Origin of the sequence: Phaeacidiphilus oryzae TH49 (assembly GCF_000744815.1) — a bacterium.
GTDB classification, from domain to species: Bacteria; Actinomycetota; Actinomycetes; order Streptomycetales; family Streptomycetaceae; genus Phaeacidiphilus; species Phaeacidiphilus oryzae.
In genome coordinates, this window is sequence record NZ_JQMQ01000005.1 from 3,176,349 (window position 1) to 3,193,674 (window position 17,326).

General features: G+C 72.6%; 18 protein-coding genes and 1 riboswitch. Of the genes, 7 read left to right on the forward strand and 11 right to left on the reverse strand.

Translation table 11 applies throughout. From position 1 onward, the window contains the following. Window positions 1–51: 51 nt before the first annotated feature. The 3 genes from BS73_RS17845 to thrC form a co-directional block, all read right to left on the reverse strand. Window positions 52–255, reverse strand: a complete 204-nt coding sequence (locus BS73_RS17845; protein ID WP_037573704.1) for a cold-shock protein — start codon at window positions 253–255, stop codon at window positions 52–54. 513 nt (window positions 256–768) lie between these two features. Then, a complete protein-coding gene (locus BS73_RS17850) occupies window positions 769–1,047 on the reverse strand; it encodes a ubiquitin-like small modifier protein 1 (RefSeq protein WP_037573707.1) in 279 nt (92 codons plus the stop codon). Next, window positions 1,044–2,333 (reverse strand): threonine synthase, encoded by a 1,290-nt coding sequence (gene thrC / locus BS73_RS17855; protein WP_037573712.1) that lies wholly within the window; start codon window positions 2,331–2,333, stop codon window positions 1,044–1,046. The genes BS73_RS17850 and thrC overlap by 4 nt, the downstream gene beginning before the upstream one ends. Window positions 2,334–2,351: 18 nt before the next feature. Then, window positions 2,352–2,492: riboswitch (SAM riboswitch) on the reverse strand. 177 nt (window positions 2,493–2,669) lie between these two features. On the opposite strand from thrC, the gene BS73_RS17860 reads away from it, so the two are divergent. The 3 genes from BS73_RS17860 (at window position 2,670) to otsB (ending at window position 6,112) form a co-directional block, all read left to right on the forward strand. Further along, window positions 2,670–3,641, forward strand: coding sequence for a glucosyl-3-phosphoglycerate synthase (locus BS73_RS17860; protein ID WP_037573715.1), 972 nt, complete (start codon window positions 2,670–2,672; stop codon window positions 3,639–3,641). A gap of 99 nt (window positions 3,642–3,740) precedes the next feature. Beyond that, window positions 3,741–5,261, forward strand: coding sequence for an alpha,alpha-trehalose-phosphate synthase (UDP-forming) (locus BS73_RS17865; protein ID WP_037573718.1), 1,521 nt, complete (start codon window positions 3,741–3,743; stop codon window positions 5,259–5,261). A gap of 50 nt (window positions 5,262–5,311) precedes the next feature. Next, window positions 5,312–6,112: a trehalose-phosphatase gene (gene otsB / locus BS73_RS17870; RefSeq protein ID WP_037580039.1), complete on the forward strand. Its 801-nt coding sequence runs from the start codon at window positions 5,312–5,314 to the stop codon at window positions 6,110–6,112. 62 nt (window positions 6,113–6,174) lie between these two features. Here the strand turns inward: otsB and BS73_RS39640 are convergent, their stop codons facing one another. Next, a complete protein-coding gene (locus tag BS73_RS39640; RefSeq protein ID WP_037580041.1) occupies window positions 6,175–6,405 on the reverse strand; it encodes a DUF3263 domain-containing protein in 231 nt (76 codons plus the stop codon). Between the two features lie 130 nt (window positions 6,406–6,535). Between BS73_RS39640 and BS73_RS17880 the strand changes: the two genes are divergently transcribed. Further along, window positions 6,536–6,961 carry a cupin domain-containing protein gene (locus tag BS73_RS17880; RefSeq protein WP_051940063.1) on the forward strand — a complete coding sequence of 142 codons (426 nt, stop codon included), beginning with the start codon at window positions 6,536–6,538 and terminating at the stop codon, window positions 6,959–6,961. Here BS73_RS17880 and BS73_RS17885 read toward each other — a convergent pair. The 7 genes from BS73_RS17885 to BS73_RS17915 form a co-directional block, all read right to left on the reverse strand. Beyond that, window positions 6,928–8,370: an MFS transporter gene (locus BS73_RS17885; RefSeq protein WP_051940064.1), complete on the reverse strand. Its 1,443-nt coding sequence runs from the start codon at window positions 8,368–8,370 to the stop codon at window positions 6,928–6,930. The two genes, BS73_RS17880 and BS73_RS17885, sit on opposite strands and share 34 nt — an antisense overlap. A 75-nt stretch (window positions 8,371–8,445) precedes the next feature. Next, entirely contained in the window at window positions 8,446–8,739 is a 294-nt protein-coding gene (gene dmpI, locus BS73_RS40385; RefSeq protein ID WP_265736864.1) for a 4-oxalocrotonate tautomerase DmpI, read from the reverse strand. Next, complete coding sequence (locus BS73_RS17895) at window positions 8,736–9,653, reverse strand: LysR family transcriptional regulator (protein ID WP_037573727.1); 918 nt, start codon at window positions 9,651–9,653, stop codon at window positions 8,736–8,738. Before BS73_RS17895 ends, dmpI begins: the two co-directional genes overlap by 4 nt. Before the next feature lie 29 nt (window positions 9,654–9,682). Continuing rightward, complete coding sequence (locus BS73_RS17900) at window positions 9,683–10,600, reverse strand: carbohydrate ABC transporter permease (protein WP_235215436.1); 918 nt, start codon at window positions 10,598–10,600, stop codon at window positions 9,683–9,685. A 1-nt stretch (window position 10,601) separates the two neighbouring features. Beyond that, window positions 10,602–11,540 carry a carbohydrate ABC transporter permease gene (locus BS73_RS17905; RefSeq protein WP_235215437.1) on the reverse strand — a complete coding sequence of 313 codons (939 nt, stop codon included), beginning with the start codon at window positions 11,538–11,540 and terminating at the stop codon, window positions 10,602–10,604. A gap of 159 nt (window positions 11,541–11,699) precedes the next feature. Beyond that, window positions 11,700–12,971 carry an extracellular solute-binding protein gene (locus BS73_RS17910; protein WP_235215438.1) on the reverse strand — a complete coding sequence of 424 codons (1,272 nt, stop codon included), beginning with the start codon at window positions 12,969–12,971 and terminating at the stop codon, window positions 11,700–11,702. Window positions 12,972–13,199: 228 nt separating this feature from the next. Beyond that, window positions 13,200–13,961: a DeoR/GlpR family DNA-binding transcription regulator gene (locus BS73_RS17915; RefSeq protein WP_037573730.1), complete on the reverse strand. Its 762-nt coding sequence runs from the start codon at window positions 13,959–13,961 to the stop codon at window positions 13,200–13,202. Between the two features lie 102 nt (window positions 13,962–14,063). Between BS73_RS17915 and BS73_RS17920 the strand changes: the two genes are divergently transcribed. The 3 genes from BS73_RS17920 (at window position 14,064) to nagA (ending at window position 17,326) form a co-directional block, all read left to right on the forward strand. Further along, entirely contained in the window at window positions 14,064–14,987 is a 924-nt protein-coding gene (locus BS73_RS17920; protein WP_037573733.1) for an SIS domain-containing protein, read from the forward strand. A 156-nt stretch (window positions 14,988–15,143) separates the two neighbouring features. Further along, window positions 15,144–16,097 carry an ROK family protein gene (locus BS73_RS17925; RefSeq protein ID WP_037573736.1) on the forward strand — a complete coding sequence of 318 codons (954 nt, stop codon included), beginning with the start codon at window positions 15,144–15,146 and terminating at the stop codon, window positions 16,095–16,097. 14 nt (window positions 16,098–16,111) lie between these two features. Further along, window positions 16,112–17,326, forward strand: coding sequence for an N-acetylglucosamine-6-phosphate deacetylase (nagA, locus tag BS73_RS17930; RefSeq protein WP_037573739.1), 1,215 nt, complete (start codon window positions 16,112–16,114; stop codon window positions 17,324–17,326).

The following is a 17,326-nucleotide window of genomic DNA, read 5'->3' on the forward strand; positions in this document are numbered from 1 at the left end:
TCAGCGTTCGCCGACTGAAGAGGTGATTTCGGCCGACTTACGAACCGAACCTCAGGCGAGCACGCGGACCATGTCCGCCTGCGGCCCCTTCTGACCCTGCGAGATCTCGAACTCGACCCGCTGGCCCTCGTCGAGCGAACGGTAGCCGTCCATCTGGATCGCGCTGTAGTGGACGAACACGTCCGCCCCACCGTCGACCGCGATGAAGCCGTACCCCTTCTCCGCGTTGAACCACTTGACGGTGCCCTGAGCCATTCCGAACTCCCCTAGTGCTGGCCCTTTCACGGATCCGCACTGCACGGACCCGGGCTGGCTCGCCGATCAACCGGCTCGTCCGGAAGGGCTCCGAACTACGCACGGTTCCCGCGATGCACCGCGCGAACCGGGCCGCCGCAGCGGAGACCGGAGTGCGCCGAGCGCGCCAACCGCCGCCGAATGTATCCGCATCGATGCCCTGTGCAACAGGCCATAACGGCGAGAAATTATGAGAGCGCAAAAAGGGTCAGCCGACAGCAGAAGACGACAAACCGCCACATATCAGGCCGGGCAAAAGGGATCAGCGGGGCGATTTTGAGCTCGCCTCGCGACGAAATCTGTCGGGGTTCCGTCAGCAGCACCCGCGGGCGCCGGGGAAGGGACTCTCACCGGTCTCAGCTCGTGGGATCCGTGGGGCTGAAACGCATTCCGGTGACTTCCGGCGACCTCGTTGACTCTACAACGAAAGACCCGGCCCACTCGGACCGGGTCCTTCGCTGGGAAAAGCCGTAATCAGCAGCCGCCGGCGACCGCGGGGATGATCGAGACGTTGCCGCCGTCGGCGACCGCGGTGTCCAGCCCCTCCGCGAAGCGCACGTCGTCGTCGTTGACGTAGACGTTCACGAAGCGGCGCAGCTTGCCCTGGTCGTCCAGGATCCGGGCGCGGATGCCGGTGTGGTCGGCCTCCAGCGCGTCGAGGACCTCGGCGAGGGTCTTGCCCTCGGCGGCCACCTCGGCCGCGCCCCCGGTGTAGGTGCGCAGGATGGTCGGGATGCGGACGGTGACGCTCATGCGAGGCCTGCCTCTCGGAACGAGTCAAGGGTGGGGCGGATGATCGCGGTCGGACGGGCCTTGTCCGCGACCGCGTCGAGGGTCTTGAGGCCGTCGCCGGTGTTGAGCACCACGGTCTCGGCGGCGGGGTCCAGCTGACCGCTCTTCAGCAGCTTGCGCAGGACGCCGACGGTGACGCCACCGGCGGTCTCGGCGAAGATGCCCTCGGTGCGGGCCAGCAGCCGGATGGCGTCCACCACCTCGTCGTCGTTCACGTCCTCCACCGCGCCGCCGGTGCGGCGGGCGATGTCCAGGACGTACGGGCCGTCGGCCGGGTTGCCGATGGCCAGCGACTTGGCGATGGTGTCCGGCTTCTGCGGGCGGACCACGTCGTGGCCCGCCTTGAAGGCGACCGAGACCGGGGAGCAGCCGGTGGCCTGGGCGCCGAAGATCTTGTACGGCTTGTCCTCCACCAGGCCGACCTCGATGAGCTCCTTGAGCCCCTTGTCGATCTTGGTGAGCTGGGAGCCGGAGGCGATCGGGATGACGATCTGGTCCGGCAGCCGCCAGCCGAGCTGCTCGCAGATCTCGTAGGCCAGGGTCTTGGAGCCCTCGCCGTAGTAAGGGCGGAGGTTGACGTTGACGAAGCCCCAGCCCTCGCCGGCCGGGTCGCCGATCAGCTCCGAGCAGAAGCGGTTCACATCGTCGTAGTTGCCCTCGATGCCGACCAGCTCGCCGCCGTAGACCGCGGCCATCACGACCTTGCCGGCCTCCAGGTCGTGCGGGATGAAGACGCAGGAGCGCAGCCCGGTGCGGGCCGCGGCGGCGCCCACCGCGCCGGCCAGGTTGCCGGTGGAGGAGCAGGAGAGGGTGGTGAAGCCGAAGGTGCGGGCGGCCTGCACGGCGATCGCCACCACCCGGTCCTTGAAGGAGTGGGTGGGGTTCCCGGAGTCGTCCTTGACGTGCAGCCCGCCGGTGATGCCCAGCTCGCGGGCCAGGTTGTCGGCCTTGACCAGCTTGGTCCAGCCGGGGTTGAGGCTGGGCTGCCCGGCGACGTCCGCCGGGACCGGCAGCAGCGGGGCGTACCGCCAGATGTTGGTGGGGCCGGCCTCGATCCGGGCGCGCAGCGCCTCGGGGTCGCCGGTCGGCAGCTCGTAGGCGATCTCCAGCGGGCCGAAGCACTCCAGGCACGCGAAGGAGGGGCCGAGCGGGAAGCGGGCTCCGCACTCGCGACAGGAGAGCGCGACGGCGGGACCGAAGTCGGGGGTGTCGGTGGAAGTGTTGGCGTCAGCAGTCTGCGCAGCCATGAACGGCGAGGCCCTCTCTCCTCATCTTCCCTGCGACGGCTTTCGCCGCAGGACGGACTTGGCACCTTCCCCGCCGGGGGCCGCGCCGTGGCTGGGCGGACCGGCTGGAGGGTTGCCGGGGCTTCAACGGGCCGTTCCCTCTGCCCCTCTGGATGAGCTCTATGGCGTTGAATCTCCCCTGCCGCGGAAGTACCGCGGCGGGTCAACGCGTTTGTCACAGGAGGACCGTCCCGGTCACGGGCCGGATGCCTCCCTCGTCCATGACTGTAACGGACGTCCCGCATCCTGTTCATAGACGTCCGGAACGCGAGATCGATCACACGCGGGAGTGGAGCAGTGCTAATCGAGGTGACGGAGTGGCTACGCAAGCGGTCCTGGTCCGCAGCCGACCGGCCGCTGCACGAGCTGATCTCCGCCAAGCGCCGGGCCGGCTCGGCCGGCACGGTGAGCGTGGTGCTCCCCGCGCTGAACGAGGAGGCGACGGTCGGCCCGATCGTGGCCGCGATCCGGCGCGAGCTGATGGAGGCCGTGCCGCTGGTCGACGAGCTGGTGGTGGTCGACTCCGGATCGACCGACCGCACGGCGGCGGTCGCGGCGGCGGCCGGCGCCCGGGTGGTGCACCGGGACGCGATACTCCCCCGGATACCGGCCGCACCCGGCAAGGGCGAGGTGCTGTGGCGCTCGCTGCTGGTGACCTCGGGCGAGATCGTCTGCTTCGTCGACTCCGACCTGCGCGAGTTCGACTCCGCCTTCGTCTCCGGGATCGTCGGCCCGCTGCTCACCGAGCCCGGCGTGGACTTCGTCAAGGCGATGTACGACCGGCCGCTGGAGACCGCGGCGGGGGTGGTGCCGGGCGGCGGCGGGCGGGTCACCGAGCTGGTCGCCCGGCCGCTGCTGAACCTCCACTGGCCGCGCCTGGCCGGCTTCGTCCAGCCGCTCGGCGGGGAGTACGCGGCCCGCAGGTCGCTGCTGGAGCGGCTGCCCTTCCCGACCGGCTACGGGGTGGAGATCGGGCTGCTGGTGGACGCGCTGGAGTCGGCGGGCCTGGACGCGCTGGCCCAGGTGGACGTGGGCGTGCGGCACCACCGGCACCAGGACGGGGCGGCGCTCGGCCGGATGGCCGCGACGATCTACGCGACCGCGCTGAGCCGGCTGGGCGGCGGGGAGTTCGACGCCCGGCCGCGGCTGACCCAGTTCCAGCGGGACGCCGAGGGCTTCGCCCCCTACACCACCGACGTGGCCGCGGAGGAACGCCCGCCGATGCGGGACGTCCCCGAGTACGCGGCGAGGTGGGCGCGCACCGCCTGACCGGGCGGGCGGGCGCGGCCTGACCGGGGGCGGGCGCGGCGGGGACCCGCACAGACCAACGGACGTTTGACGCGCCCGGCTCGCGGCTAAGGGGGAACCATGTCTGCACGTCGTGATCAGTCCGCGCCGTCCGAGCAGGAGCGGCCCCAGGCGACCGTACTCGTCGCGTCGAACCGCGGACCCGCCTCGTACTCGCTGTCGGACGACGGGTCGTTGTCGATCAAGCGCGGGGGCGGCGGCCTGGTCTCCGGGCTCTCGGCGATCGGCGGGGCGGACGGGACCGTCTGGGTCTGCGCCGCCCTCGGAGAGGGCGACCGGGAGGCCGCCCGGCGGGCCCCCGGGGGCAGGCTGGACCACCTCGCCGAGGAGTCCGCCCGGACCGACCAGCCGGTGCGGATGCTGGACATCGACGCCGGGACCTTCACCCGGGCGTACAACGGCATCGCCAACTCCACCCTCTGGTTCGTCCACCACCTCCTCTACGACACCCCGGTCAAGCCGGTCTTCGACGACCGCTTCCGCAAGGAGTGGGACTCCTACCAGGCGTACAACCGGGCCTTCGCCGAGGCGCTAGCCGCCGAGGCCGCGCCCGGGGCGACCGTGCTGATCCAGGACTACCACCTGACGCTGACCCCCCATCAACTGCGGGAACTGCGGCCGGATCTGAGGATCGGCCACTTCTCCCACACCCCCTGGGCGCCGCCGGACTACTACCGGCTGCTGCCGGACCGGGTCGCCGCGCAGGTGCTCGAGGGCGTGCTGGGCGCGGACCGGGCGGCCTTCCTCACCCGGCGCTGGGCGCGCACCTTCGCGGACTGCTGCGAGGCGGTGCTCGGCGCCGAGGTCGTCGACCCCGGCCCGGACGGCGGCGACCTGACGATCCGCCACCAGGGCCGCGAGGTGCGGATCGGGGTGCACGGGCTGGGCGCGGACGCCGAGTTCCTGCGCGACCGGGCCCACCAGCCCGACGTGGACTCCCGGCTGGCCGGGCTGCGCACCTCGGTCGGCACCGGGCCGGACGGCCGGCCGCGCCGGACGATCGTCCGGGTGGACCGGACCGAGCTGTCCAAGAACATCGTCCGCGGGCTGCTCGCCTACCGGCATCTGCTGCGTACCCGGGAGGAGTGGCGGGGGCGGGTGGTGCACATCGCCTTCGCCTACCCCTCGCGGCACGACCTGCCGGAGTACCGGGAGTACACGGCGGCCGTCCAGCGGCTGGCCGCCGAGATCAACGACGAGTTCGGGACGGCCGACTGGCAGCCGCTGCTGCTGCACGTCGACGACGACTTCCCGCGTTCGCTGGCCGCCTACCGGCTGGCCGACGTGGCGCTGGTGAACCCGATCCGGGACGGGATGAACCTGGTCGCCAAGGAGGTGCCGGTGGTCTCCGACGAGGGCTGCGCGCTGGTGCTCTCCCGGGAGGCCGGGGCGGCCGCCGAACTCGCCGAGGACTCGGTGATGGTCAACCCGTACGACGTGATCGCCACCGCGGACGCGCTGGACGCGGCGCTGAACATGCCGGCCGGCGAGCGCGCGGAACGCTGCAAGCGGCTGGCCGCGGCGGCGACCGCGCTGCCCCCGCAGCGGTGGTTCCTGGACCAGCTGGAGGCGCTGCGTTGACCGCGGGGACAGGACAGGGCGCCGACGGGACCGCCTGCGCCGCCGGCGCGCTGACCGAGCTGCTCGGCACCCCCGGGCTGCGGGGACTGCTGGCCGAGCCCGAACGCGCCCTGGTGGCACTGGACTTCGACGGGACGCTCTCGCCGATCGTGGCCGATCCGGAGGCCGCCCGGGCACATCCGGCGGTGCTGCCGGCGCTGCGCCGGCTGGCGCCCCGGGTGGGCACGGTGGCGATCCTCACCGGGCGGCCGGCCGAGGTGGCGGTGCGCAACGGCGGCTTCGCCGGCGCGGAGGGCCTGGACGGGCTGATCGTCCTCGGCCACTACGGCGCCGAGCGCTGGGACGCGTCCACCGGCCGGGTGACCGCCGACCCGCCGCCGCCCGGGGTGGCGGCGGTCCGCGCCGAACTTCCGGGGCTGCTGAAGGACCTAGCGGCGCCGGAGGGGACCTGGATCGAGGACAAGGACCGCTCACTGGCCGTCCACACCCGCCGTGCGGCCGACCCGGACGGGGCGCTGGACCTCCTGCGGGCGCCGCTGGCGGCCCTCGCCGAGCGCACCGGGCTGCAGGTGGAGCCCGGCCACTACGTCCTGGAGCTGCGCCCGCCGGGTGTGGACAAGGGGGCCGCGCTGCGTGGGCTGGCCCGCGAGCGCAGAGCGCGCGGAGTGCTGTACGCCGGGGACGACCTGGGCGACCTGCCGGCCTTCCGGGCCGCCCGCGGGCTCGGCGGCTGCACGGTCGTGGTGGGCGATCCGCCCCGCCCCGAACTGGAGGCGCTGGCCGACACGGCGGTCCCGTCGCCCGCCGAACTGGCGCAGCTGCTGGGGGGCCTGGCGGCCGCCCTGGGATGAGGCGGAGGGCCAGCGGCCCTCGGCGGCCCTCGGTGGCCCGAAGGGTCGGTGGTCGCGGGGTCTCAGCGGCCCGCGCGGCGGGTGTCCCGGAGCCTGCGCAGGCGGTTGACCAGGACCGGGGAGTGGGCGAGCGCCTCCTCGCGGTCCAGCAGGGCGTTCAGCAGCTGGTAGTAGCGGACGGGGGCGAGGCCGAGCCGCTCGCGGATGGCGGCCTCCTTGGCGCCCGGCGAGCGCCAGCTCCTCGCCTCCAGGGCGAGGATCGCGCGGTCCCGGTCGCTCAGTTCCCGCTCCACCCGCGCCACCCCCTCCGGGTCTTCGTGGCCGCCTTCCCCGGTCCGACCATACGACCTGTCATTCTGCCCCGTCGGATCCAGCCAGTGTGCGACTGTCCGGCCCGCTGCCCGGGCGGCTAGCGTCCCGCCCATGGACGCCACCGACGCCCCCAGCTCCCCGACCGCCCCGGCGGGACCGAGCGGCCCGAGCGGACCGACCGGCCCCAGCTTCGCCCTCCACGTCGCCGACGTGGAGTTGACGGAGGATCAGCTGGATCCGGAGCAGATCGTCTCCGGCCGTCCGGTGGTCTCCTCCGCGGTCCTGTGGACCTCCGCGGACGGCTCGCAGGAGCGCGGTGTGTGGCAGATCACCCCGGGGGTGGTCACCGACACCGAGGCGGACGAGCTCTTCGTGGTCCTCTCCGGCCGGGCGACCGTCGAGGTGGAGGGCGGCCCGGTGCTGACGGTCGGCCCCGGCGACGCAGCGGTGCTGCGTGCCGGGGACCGTACCCGCTGGACCGTCCACGAGACCCTGCGCAAGGTCTACTCGATCACCGGGCCGGCCGCCGCCGGCTGACGGCGGCCGGTGCGGCGGGCGCGCAGGCCGAGCAGCACCAGCAGCCCGCCGACCAGCACCACCCCGGCGTCCAGCAGCAGCGCGGTGTGGACGCCCGCCAGCACCGAGCCGGTGGCGGCGGTCCTGGCCGCGGCCACCGCGGAGAGCACCGGGATGCCGAGGGTGGTGCCCACCTGCTGGGTCATCGAGGCCAGTCCGGTGGCCAGGCCCTGCTCGCCGGCCGGCAGCCCGGAGGTCGCGGTCACCAGGTAGCCGACGATCGCCGAGACATGGCCGAGGGCGCCGGCCGAGGTGAGGGCCACCAGCAGGGTGACCGCGGCGGCGTCGCCGTGGCCGCCGAGGAGGAAGAGCAGCCCGGTGGCCGCCGCCTGCACCAGCAGGCCGCCGCCGAGCACCGCCCGGTTGCCGAACCGGCCGATCAGCCGGGGCGCGATCAGGCCGCCGGTGAACGCCGTCCCGCCGAGGCCGCAGAAGGCCAGCCCGGTGGCCATCGGGCCGAACCCGCCGACCTTCTGCAGGTAGAGGGTGAGGAGGAAGACGACCGAGCTCTCCATCGCGAAGGTGACCAGACCGCCGAGGTTGCCCCACTTCACGCTGGGCCGGCGGAGCACCTGGACCGGGGCGAGCGGCGCGGCGGCCCGGGACTCGATCCGCCAGAAGGCGGCCAGCAGCACCACCGCGGCACCGAGCGCGCCCAGCGCGGCGGGACTGCCCCAGCCCTGCTGCCCGGCCAGCGTCACCCCGAAGACCAGGGCGAGCAGCCCGGCGGTGACGGCGGACGCGCCGGGGACGTCCAGCGCGGTACGGCGGCCCCGGCTCTCCGGGACGATCCGCGGGGCGAGGAGCAGGATCGCGGCCGCGACCGGGACGTTCACCAGGAAGGCCCACCGCCAGCTGAGCGTCGAGGTGAGGACGCCGCCGAAGACCGCGCCGACGGTGAAGCCGGCCGAGAGGAGGGTGCCGTTCAGGCCCAGCGCGCGGTCCCGCAGGGGCCCTTCGGGCAGCGCGGAGGTGAGGAGGGAGAGCGCCGCCGGGGTGGCCATCGCGGCGGCGAGGCCCTGCAGCACCCGGGCCGCCAGCAGTACGGCAGGGCTGCCGGCCAGCCCGCCGATCAGCGAGCCGGCGGCCAGCAGGGCCATCCCGGCCAGCAGCATCCGGCGCCGCCCGGCGAGGTCGGCCAGCCGCCCGAAGAGGAGGGTGAGCCCGGCCGAGGGCAGCATCATCGCGGTCGAGATCCACTGCAGGTTCCCCAGCGAGAAGCCGAGGCCGCGGCCGATCTCGGGCAGCGCGATGTTCAGGATCGAGAAGTCGATCGCCAGCATGAACTGCGAGCCGAGCAGCAGCACCAGCAGCATCCGCTGACGCGGGGTCATCCGGTCCGCGGTGGGGGTGCGTTCGGAAATTGGCATGTCTATGACAGGCGTGCTCATATGCGTATCCGTTCCTGATCGCCGAGAGGGGCTGGGGGAGGAAGGCGCCGGGGGCTACTTGTCGGCGGTGAGGCGGCCGCCGATCGCCCAGCTCTCGGCGGGGGTCTCCTGGATCCAGACCTGGACGCTGTCGGCCGGGATCTTGTAGGTGTCCACGAAGGCGTCGGTGATCCGCTCGACCAGCTCGCGCTTCAGCTCGACGGTGCGCGGGCCCTGCTGCACGGTGACGATCGGCATGGTGGTCGACTCCCTTGTTCCGGCGGGTACTTCGGCTTCCCCGCTGACAAGGACAAGTTCACTCCGGTCGGCCGCCCGGAACCAGAAGCAGGCCGCGCACCCACCGATCACGAATCGAGATCGCGCCGCTGGGCCGCCACCACCCGCCGGCAGGCGTCCAGCAGCGCCCGGACCGGCCGGGCCGGCCGCCCCTGCCGCACCGCCAGCGCGGCCGGCAGCGCCAGCCCCTCTCCCCGCACCGGCAGGAAGGCCACCCGCCCGGAGTGCGCCAGCTGCTCGGCGTGCGAGGCGTAGACCACGGTCCAGCCGGGCAGCCCGGCGCCCAGCGCGGCCAGGGTGTTCTGCAGCGAGCTGCTCGCCGGGCCCGGCACCGGCTCGAACCCGGCGTCCCGGCAGGCCGACACCACCAGGTCCACCAGCGGCGGATTGCTCCGCCGCCCGGTGAGGTAGAGCGGCATGGCGGCCACCGCGCGCAGATCGACGTCCACGGCGTCCCGCGCGGCCTCGGACCGCGCCGGCAGGGCGACCAGCAGCGGATCACGCCAGACCGGGACCAGCCGCACGCCCTCCGGAGCCTCCTCGATCCCGCGGACGAAGGCGGCGTCCAACTCCCCTGCCGCCACCAGTTCGAGGCGCTCCCGGGTGGGCGCGGTGGACAGCTCGACGGCGATCCCGGGCTCGGCCGCGGCCAGGGCTTCCAGCACCCGCTCCAGATGGACGCCCAGCCCCGTGCTGGTGCCGAGACGCAGCCGGGACGAGCGGTCGGCGGCGTACTCCCGGACCGCGGCCAGCGCCTGCGCCTCCGCGTCCAGCACCCCGCGGGCGCGCGGCAGGAACGCCGTACCGGCCTCGGTGAGCCGGACCGTACGGCCGGAGCGGTCGAAGAGCTCCACGCCCAGCTCCCGCTCCAGCCGCCGTACCTGCTGGCTCACCGCGGACTGGACGATGACCAGCCGCTCGGCCGCCCGGCCGAAGTGCAGCTCCTCGGCGACCGCCACGAAGTACCTGAGTTGACGAAGCTCCACGGCGAGAGCCAACCACAGCCGGCCGGGGGCTACTTCACCGAGCCCGCGGTGAGGCCGGAGACCACCCGGCGCTCGATGAAGGCGAAGAGGATGATCACCGGGATGATCGCGATCACCGATCCGGCGAACATCTGGTTCCAGGCCACCCCGTAGGCGCCGATGAAGCTGTCGATGCCGACGGTCAGCGGCTGGTGGGAGGGGGTGGTGGTGAGGGTCAGCCCCATGATGAACTCGTTCCAGGCCGAGATGAAAGTGAAGATCATCGCGGTCACCACGCCGGGCATGGCCAGCGGCAGGGTCACCCGGAACATCGCGCCCAGCCGGCCGGTGCCGTCGATCATCGCCGCCTCCTCCAGCTCCGCCGGGATGGAGCCGATGTAGGCGGTGAGGATCCAGATCGCGAAGGCCAGGTTGAAGGCGGCGTTGACCAGGATCAGCACCCAGATCGTGTCCAGCAGGTTGAACTGGCTGAACTCCCGGTACAGGCCGACCACCAGGGAGGCCGGCTGGAACATCTGGGTGACCAGCACCAGCAGCAGGAAGAGCCGCCGGCCGCGGTACCGGTTCCGGGCGGTGTAGTACGCCGCCGGCAGCGAGACGAGCAGCACAAGCACCGTCGCGCAGGCCGCCACGATCAGCGTCACCCGCAGGTTGTCGCCGAGCGGCACCTGCTGGTTCTTCCAGACGTCGACGAAGGTGCTCCACTGGAAGTGGTGCGGCAGGAAGGTGTTGTCGCGCAGCTCGTTGGAGGGCCGCAGCGAGGTGATCACCATGTCCAGGTACGGGAAGATGAAGATCACCGCGAGCACCCAGGCCACCACGGTGACGACCAGCGTGCGGAAGCGGAACGGCGGGCGGACCGGAGCCTTCCGGCCGGTGCCGCCCGTGGCGGCGGCGGGGCCCCCCTCGGGGCCGTGAGCCTTGGCGGCGGCGGTGGTTGAGGCCACGTCAGCTCTCCTCGTTCCAGCGGCTGACCTTCAGGAAGACCAGCACCATCAGCAGCACGAGCACGAAGTTGACCACCGACATGGCGGCCGACTCGCCGATGCTCTGCGACTTCAGTCCGTACATGAAGACCGTGGTGGTCGCGTTGGCGTAGTTGACCCCGCCCTCGTTCATCCCCCAGATCACCGGGAACGAGTTGAAGACGTTGATCAGGTTGATCACCAGGCCGACCAGGAAGGCCGGGCGGAGCAACGGCAGGGTGATCCGCAGATACGACTGCCGGCCGGAGGCGCCGTCGATCCGCGCCGCCTCGTAGACCTCGTCCGGGATCGTCTGCAGCCCTGCGAGCAGGGTGTAGGTGGTGAACGGCAGCGAGACGAAGACCGCCACGAAGATCAGCCACGGCCAGGCGGTGGCGGGGTCGCCCAGCCAGTCCTTGGGCGAGTGGATCAGCCCCAGGTCGACCATCCAGCCGTTGAGGACGCCGGAGGTCCGGTCGAGCATCCAGCGGAAGCCGATCGAGGTCATCAGCACCGAGGCCGCCCAGGGCGCGATCAGCGCCCAGCGGGTGACCGTGCGGCCGGGGAAGCGCTGGTTGAAGAGGGCGGCCAGGCCGAGCGAGATCAGCATGGTCAGGCCGACCACGCTGACCGTCCAGATCACCGTCCACAGCATGACGTGGCCGAAGACCGTCTCACCGAAGAGGCGGGTGAAGTTCTTCCAGCCGGCGCTGCCGCGGACGAAGCCGTCCAGGCCGAGGCGCTCGCGCGAGGTGATCACCATCGTGACCACCGGCCAGATGACGACCACCGCGATCAGCGCGATGGCGGGGAGGATCCAGGGCAGGGGGCCGACGGTGAATCTCCGCCGGGTCCTCGGCGACGGAGCCGGCGGGACGGTCGGGGAGGCGGCGCCCGGGGGCGCGGCGGCGGTGTCGGACACGATCGAGAACCCCCTGTTTCGGGACTCGGGGCGATGGTTCAGGTGGTTCGGAGGGGCTCGCTCCGGGGAGCGCGGCGGGCAACGCGCCCGAACCGCCCCGGGCGGGGCGGAGTCCCGCCCGCCCGCAGGCGGTTGTGTCGCAGCGTCGGGGAGCCGGCGTCAGCCGGTGACGTTCTGCTCGTCGGTCTGCGCCTTCTTCTGCAGGTCACCCAGCACCTGCGCCGGGTTGCCCGTGGCCGCCTGGCCGATCTCGGTCTTGATCTGCGCGGAGACGGTGTCCCAGGCCTGGTTGCTCAGCGGGTAGAACTTCGCGCTCGGCAGCTGGGCGATCCACGGCTTGAGGTCGGCGTACTTGGCGTCGGTGGACATCGTCTTGTAGTCGGTCTGGGTGACCGGCATCAGGTTGTACTCGTCGAGGAACTTCATGGTGTTCGCGTCCGAGTACAGGAAGTCGATCCACTTCTTGATCTGGTCCGCGTGGCCGTTGTTCTTGAAGCCCATCATCCAGTCGGCGACGCCCAGCGTGCCGGTCAGCGGGCCGGTCTTGCCGGGGATCGGGGTGACCGCGAACGGCACCTTGGCCGCCTTGAGCTGGGTGACCAGCGTCGGGTGGGCGTTGACCATCGCGGCCTTGCCGGCCTGGAAGTCGGCCCAGGCGCCGGCCGTGCGGTCCACGGTGCCGGGGTTGGGGTAGGTCAGGCCCTTGTCCACCAGGTTGGACTTGATCCACTGGAAGGTCTGCACGTTGGCGGCGCTGTTCAGGGCGAACTTGCCGCTGGTGTCCACCGGCCCGCCGCCGTTGCCCAGCTCCCAGAGGTAGCTCTCGGCCTGCGCCTCCTCCTTGCCCAGGGGGAGCGCGTACGGGGTGGAGGCGAGGCCCTTGGACTTGATGATCTGGGCGTCCTTGGCGATGTCGTCCCAGGTCTTGGGGGCGCTGGTGATCCCGGCCTTCTTGAAGATGTCCGTGTTGTAGACCATCATCCGGGTGCTGGAGTCGAACGGGATGCCGTACTGGGTCCCGCCGACCTTCCCGTTGTTCAGGAACGACGGGATGAAGTTGTCCAGCGTCGACTGGGAGGCGATCTGGTCCGCCTTGTAGAGCAGGCCGTCCGGGACGAAGTTGGCGTAGCCACCGGTCTGCAGCACGTCCGGGTAGTCGTGGTTCTGGATCATCGTCTGGACTTTGGAGTCGATGTCGTTCCAGTTGATGATCGTGGCCTGGATCTTGATCTTCGGGTTCTGCTTCTCGAAGGCCGCGGCCACCTGGTCCCAGTACTGCTGGGAGCTGTTGCCCTTGGTCGGGTCGCCGTAGTCGGCGGCGATGAACTTCAGGGTGACAGTGCCGTCGGCAGAGCTGCCGCTGCCGCCGCCGCTGCTGCACGCCGACAGGGCGAAGACGCCGACGACGCCGATGGCCGAGAGACTGAGCAAACGCCGATTCACCGGTTACCGCCTTTTCACCTGGGGGACCTGAAGGATCGATAGGGCTCCGCCGACGACCCGCTGCTGCGCCGGTCAGTCTTCAACGAGGGGCGGCAAGAGGTCTACACCATTTACCGAATCGCTCGAATTCATTGCAAGGAGTGCAACGGCCAATCGGACATTCACTGCTGATACGCCGTCAAACACCTCAGCCGGCCACGTATGGACGCAGGCGGGTCATACCGTCATCACGCGCACCCCGGCCTCGGTGATCCGCTCCGCCGCCGCGGGCTCCAGTCCCTCGTCCGTGACCAGCACGTCCACCGCGTCCAGCGAGCAGATCCGGGCGAACGCCACGCTGCCCACCTTGGACGAGTCGGCGGCCACCACCACCCGGCGGGCCCGCTCGGCCAGTGCGCGGTTGATCGAGGCCTCGCCCTCGTGGTGGGCCGTGAGCCCGCCCTCCACGTCCACCCCGTTCACCCCGAGGACCGCGACGTCCAGCGCGACCTCGTTGAGGACGCCCATGGCGAGCGGGCCGATCAGCTCGAAGGACTGCGGGCGGGCGACCCCGCCGGTGAGGACGATCTTCACCTGCGGCCGTACGGCCAGCTCGTTGGCGATGTTGAGGGCGTTGGTGACCACCGTGAACGGCTCGTCCCGCAGGGCCAGCGCGCGGGCGGTCTCGGTGGTGGTGGTGCCGCCGGTGAAGCCCACCACCTCGCCGGGGGCGAGGAGTTCGGCCACCGCTTTGGCGATCCGCTGTTTCTCCGGCGCGCGCCGGGCAGTCTTGTACCGGAGCGGGAGCTCGTACGAGACGCCGTGCGCGACCGCGCCACCACGGGTGCGCAGCAGCAGCTGCCGGCCGGCCAGCTGGTCGAGGTCCCGGCGGATGGTGGCGGCGGAGACGTCCAGCGCCTCGGCGGCCTCCTCGACCTCCAGCCGCCCGTCCCTGGCCAGCAGTTCCAGCAGTGCGTTCCAACGATCGTGCCTGGTCACGGAGTTGACCTTCCTCGATGCGCGATGCCTAGTCACTATTGCACGCAGATGCGTGAAACTGCTATCCATCAAACAGAATCGCTCAGACCGAGGAGTCGCCGGATGGCTGCCACCCGCACCGAGACCGAGATCGCCTCCCAGCCGGAGTGCTGGCGCCAAGCAGTCGAGACGGGCGGCGGCCCGGACGCGGCCGCCGCACTGCCGCGGAAGGGTGAGCGGGTGGCCGTGGCCGGCTGCGGCACCTCGTGGTTCGTCGCGCAGTCCTACGCCGCCCTGCGGGAGGCCGCCGGGCACGGCGAGACGGACGCCTTCGCGGCCTCCGAGTTCCCGCGCGGCCGGGCCTCCGGCTACGACCGGATCATCGCGCTGAGCCGCTCGGGGACCACGTCCGAGGTGCTCGCCCTCCTCTCCGAGCTGCGCGAACTCCCCGCCGGGACGGTGGAGCTGTCCGCGATCACGGCCGATCCCCGGACGCCGGTGATGGAGCTCGCGGACCACGGCGGCCGGGTGCTGGTGCTGGACTTCGCCGACGAGGAGTCGGTGGTGCAGACCCGGTTCGCGACCAGCGCGCTGGCGCTGCTGCGGGCCTCCGTGGAGGGCGCCGAGCCGGTGCTGGCGGCCGCCGCGCAGGCCGAGCGGGCGATCGCCGAGGAGCTGCCGGCCGGGACGGTGGACGCCGAGCAGTGGACCTTCCTCGGCGCGGGCTGGTCCTGCGGTCTCGCGCAGGAGGCCGCGCTGAAGATGCGCGAGGCGTCCGGCGCGTGGACCGAGGCGTACCCGGCGATGGAGTACCGGCACGGGCCGATCAGCGTCACCGCGCCGGGGCGGGTGGCCTGGATGCTGGGCTCGCTGCCGGCGGGGCTGTCCGAGCAGATCGCGGCGACCGGCGGGCTGGCGGTCGACGACGCCCTGGACCCGATGGCGGACCTGGTCCGCGTCCAGCGCCTGGCCGTCGCGGTGGCGGAGCGGCGGGGCCTCGACCCCGACCACCCGCGAGCGCTGACCCGCTCGGTGATCCTGCCGTAGCTCGCGCCACGGGCGGTGACTGACGGTCCGTCGGCGACCGCGGGCGGGTGGGTGGTGCCATGCGACCACGTACCCGCCCGCGGCCGCCCGGCGATCGGAAAACCAGCCCTCGAATGGACTAGACCTCTTGGCCCCCGGCAAGGGAGACTGCTGCGCGTGAAGCACGTGATCGCACTGGACGTGGGCGGCACCGTGATGAAAGCCGCGCTGCTCGCCCCCGACGGCGAGGCGCTCCACCAGGAGCGCCGGGCCACCGTCCGGCCGGACGGCGACGGCTCCGACGCCGTCGTCGAGGGGATACTCGGCTTCGCCGAGCACCTCCGCGACGAGGGGCTCCGCCGGTTCGGCGAGGCACCCCTCGCCGCCGGGGTGACCGTCCCGGGCACCATCGACGAGCAGCGCGGGGTGGCGCTCTTCTCGGCCAATCTCGGCTGGCGGGACGTCCCCATGCGGCGCCTCCTCAGCGAGCGGCTGGCCCTGGCCGGCGGCGACGCCGTCGCCCTGGGACACGACGTCCGCGCCGGCGCCCTCGCCGAGGGCCGGCTCGGGGCCGGGCAGGGCGTGGACCGCTTCCTCTTCGTCGCCCTCGGCACCGGCATCGCCGGCGGCTACGGGATCGACGGGCGGATCGAGTCCGGCGCGCACGGCCAGTCCGGGGAGATCGGCCACGTCGTGGTCCGCCCCGGCGGCCCCCGCTGCGGATGCGGGCAACGCGGCTGCCTGGAGACGCTGGCCTCGGCCGGCGCCGTCGGCCGCGCCTGGGCGGAGGCCTCCGGACGGCCCGGTGACGCCGCCGCGGACGCCGCGGACTGCGCCCGTGCGGTCGAGGCGGGCGACCCGCGCGCCCTCGCCGTCTGGCAGGAGGCGGTCGACGCCCTCGCCGACGGCATCGTGATGGCGCACACCCTCCTCGATCCGGCGACCGTGATCCTCGGCGGCGGGCTCGCCGAGGCCGGCGACACGCTCTTCACTCCCCTGCGCGCCGCGGTGCTTGAACGGCTGACGTTCCAGGTGCCGCCCGCGCTCGTACCGGCGATGCTCAAAGACACCGCCGGCTGCCTGGGCGCGGGGCTGCTCGCTTGGGACCTGCTGGAGTCGCGAGCCGAATGAGGAGAACACCGGGAATGCCGGGAATGCTGACAACCGCGGAGCGCACCGTCCTGACCGGGGCCGCTCTCGTCCTGCCCGAGTCGACGCTGGCCGGCGGCCGGCTGGCCGTCGACGGCCGGGGCCGGATCGAGGAGATCGGCCAGGCCCCCGGCCCGGACTCGGCCGACGCCGGCGCCGAGGCCGGCGCCACCGTCCTCGACCTCACCGGGTACACCGTCGTCCCGGGCTTCGTGGACATCCATGTCCACGGCGGCGGCGGCGCCTCGTACGCCTCCGGGGACCCGGAGGAGGCCCTGACCGCCGCCCGCACCCACCGGGAGCACGGCACCACCACCACCGTCGCCTCCACCGTCACCGGGCAGATCGACGAGGTCTGCCGGCAGGCCGCCGTCCTCAGCGAACTGGTCGAGCAGGGCGAGCTCGCCGGGGTGCACTTCGAGGGCCCGTTCATCAGCCGGCACCGCTGCGGCGCCCACGACCCGGACCTCCTCCGCGACCCCGACCCGGCCCTGGTCCGCAAGCTGGTGGACGCGGCCCGCGGCACCGCGCGGATGGTCACCCTCGCGCCCGAGCTGGACGGCGGCCTGGAGTCGGTGCGGATGCTCGCCGACCTCGGGGTGATCGCCGCCGTCGGGCACACCGACTCGGACTACGACCGGACCCTGGCCGCGGTCGACGCCGGCGCCACCGTCGCCACCCACCTGTTCAACGCCATGCCCGGCGTCAACCACCGCGCCCCCGGCCCGGTGGTGGCCCTGCTGGAGGACGAGCGGGTGACCGTCGAGCTGGTCGGCGACGGGGTGCACCTCCACCCCTCGGTGGTCGACCTGGCGCTGCGGGCGGCCGGCCCGGAGCGGGTGGCGCTGATCACCGACGCGATGGGCGCGGCTGGGATGGGCGACGGCCTCTACCCGCTCGGCCCGCTCCAGGTGCGGGTCGAGGACGGGGTGGCCCGGCTGGTCCAGGGCGGCTCGATCGCGGGCTCCACCCTCACCCTGGACGTGGCCTACCGGCGGGCGGTGACCCTCAACGGGCTGGCCCCGCACACGGCCTCCCGGATGATCTCGCTCAACCCCGCCCGGCTGCTGGGCCTCGGCGACCGGGTCGGCTCCCTGGAGCCCGGCAAGGACGCCGACCTGGTGGTGCTGGACGCCGACTGGAACGTGTCCGCCGTGATGCGGAAGGGCGCCTGGGTCACCGGTCGGGACCGGCTCCCCGTCGCGAAGTAG

Coding starts and splice junctions, on each gene's coding strand:
- BS73_RS17845 (WP_037573704.1), bottom strand. CDS start 255: ATGGCTCAGGGCACCGTCAAGTGGTTCAACGCGGAGAAGGGGTACGGC.
- BS73_RS17850 (WP_037573707.1), bottom strand. CDS start 1,047: ATGAGCGTCACCGTCCGCATCCCGACCATCCTGCGCACCTACACCGGG.
- thrC (WP_037573712.1), bottom strand. CDS start 2,333: ATGGCTGCGCAGACTGCTGACGCCAACACTTCCACCGACACCCCCGAC.
- BS73_RS17865 (WP_037573718.1), top strand. CDS start 3,741: ATGTCTGCACGTCGTGATCAGTCCGCGCCGTCCGAGCAGGAGCGGCCC.
- BS73_RS17880 (WP_051940063.1), top strand. CDS start 6,536: ATGGACGCCACCGACGCCCCCAGCTCCCCGACCGCCCCGGCGGGACCG.
- BS73_RS17885 (WP_051940064.1), bottom strand. CDS start 8,370: ATGCCAATTTCCGAACGCACCCCCACCGCGGACCGGATGACCCCGCGT.
- BS73_RS17920 (WP_037573733.1), top strand. CDS start 14,064: ATGGCTGCCACCCGCACCGAGACCGAGATCGCCTCCCAGCCGGAGTGC.
- nagA (WP_037573739.1), top strand. CDS start 16,112: ATGCCGGGAATGCTGACAACCGCGGAGCGCACCGTCCTGACCGGGGCC.